Source organism: Nocardia aobensis NBRC 100429, from assembly GCF_000308375.1.
GTDB classification, from domain to species: Bacteria; Actinomycetota; Actinomycetes; order Mycobacteriales; family Mycobacteriaceae; genus Nocardia; species Nocardia aobensis.
In genome coordinates this window covers 1-1,063 of the sequence record NZ_BAFQ01000229.1, presented here as the reverse complement: position 1 = coordinate 1,063, position 1,063 = coordinate 1, and the positions used below count along the sequence as shown (strand labels likewise).

General features: G+C 67.9%; 1 protein-coding gene and 1 pseudogene. One reads left to right on the top strand and one right to left on the bottom strand.

Translation table 11 applies throughout. The features are described from left to right. Positions 1-236 (bottom strand): annotated as a pseudogene (locus RJ03_RS27355) (ArsR family transcriptional regulator); the annotation flags it as partial. Between the two features lie 155 nt (positions 237-391). Here RJ03_RS27355 and RJ03_RS27350 point away from each other — a divergent pair. After that, the coding region (locus tag RJ03_RS27350) for a LacI family DNA-binding transcriptional regulator (RefSeq protein WP_245552399.1) at positions 392-1,063 on the top strand (672 nt) is incomplete at its 3' end.

Genomic DNA, 1,063 nt, shown 5'->3' with positions numbered 1-1,063 from the left:
CCGCCGCGTGGGTCGTCGCCCGGCTCGAGTTGCACCCCGACATCGCCGAGTCGGCCGTCGTTGAGTGCGGGGTCGAGAATGCGCGGCGGCACCCCGGCGAACGGCCACTCCCGATGCACGTCGCCCTGGAGATCGATGAGCCGGGTGACACCGTCGGCTCCGGTGAACAGGATGTAACTGTCGTGCGCAGGCTCCGGGTCGTGGTAGGTGACGCCGGTGAGTCGTACGAAGGCCATGCAGTTCACTCCATCAGTCACAGGTTGAGCGAGCGTGTCGCCGATGTTACGAATCTAATCGATTTGCGCCGCAGATCAGCCGTCCGGAGACTGTAATGATCCGGATGATTTCAAGTCTGGCCGAGCGAGGGTGAACCGCTGAGAATGGAGCGAATGTGACTGTCAAACGCGCGACTCTCGCCGATGTGGCCCGCCGGGCCGGCACCTCCACCGCTGTGGTCAGTTACGTACTCAACGACGGCCCGCGGCCGGTCTCCGAGTCGACCCGTGCCCGGGTGGTGGCCGCGCTGGACGCGCTCAACTACAGGCCGGATCGGGCCGCACGAGCGCTGCGCCGGCCCCGACGGTGGCGGCATCTCGGATTGCTCGTGCCGGATGTGCGGATGCCGCTGTTCGCCACTCTGGTCGGGCACATCGAGGCCGAGGCGCGCCGACGCGACCATCTGACCCTGATCGGCAATACCGGTTACGACCCGGAGCGGGAGATCGAATTCGCCTCCGCCTTCACCGATTCCGGTATCGAGGGGCTCATCGTGGTGGGCGGTGCCAACGGCCGTGCCACCGCAGAACTGTGCCGCCACGCGCGGATTCCGATCGTGTGGGTCCACAACAACCGTGACGAGGTCGAGCCCGACGTCGTGGGCGCCGACCACATCCGGGCCGGCGCGTCGGCGACCCGGCATCTGACCGACACCCATCGCCGCGGCGATGTCGTGTTCGTCGGCGGCTTCACCGCCGGCGAGGTGGCGCACGGCGACCGGGAGACGGTCGCGCAACGATACGAGGGATACCGGTCGGTCGTCGGCTCCCAGCGGGCGCGGCGGATC